The sequence below is a fragment of the Caulobacter sp. 05T431 genome (assembly GCF_056665975.1).
Genome location: NZ_JBFTKU010000142.1, coordinates 1 through 418, shown reverse-complemented (window position 1 = coordinate 418; position 418 = coordinate 1). Strand labels below are relative to the sequence as shown.

Genomic DNA, 418 nt, shown 5'->3' with positions numbered 1-418 from the left:
GTGTTACGCGCGGTGGGTGGCGGCCGGCGCCGTCTACCAAATTCTTGGAGCCCCGCGGCCAAATTCCTCGACCGAACCTCGCGACCCGAAATCCTCGGTACACGGAGTCACTCCGCGACCCAACCCACGTCAAAGCCGCCGTGGCAGCCTGGGCCGGCGTCACGGCCAGGCGTCATGGCCCGGCGGAACCGGGTCCATTATTTCTGTCGTACCCCTCTGGCAGAGTTTAGCTATGGAAGCCATTGGTGAGTTCATACCGGATCAGGCCGTGTGGGCCGATCCGGTGGTTTGCTCCCGGCCGCACCGGCTGGCTGCCGTTGCCGGCGCAGTCGGTGCAGCGGGCGATGCCGTGAATGGCGCGGCGAATGTTGGATCGGTCGGCGCTGTGCCTGGCACGGCGCGTGGCCCAGGAATGGGC

General features: G+C 67.0%; 1 protein-coding gene. It reads right to left on the bottom strand.

Annotated features, from left to right (window positions below):
- Positions 1–226 precede the first annotated feature (226 nt).
- The coding region (locus tag AC1U89_RS24880) for a hypothetical protein (protein WP_479902283.1) at positions 227–418 on the bottom strand (192 nt) is incomplete at its 5' end.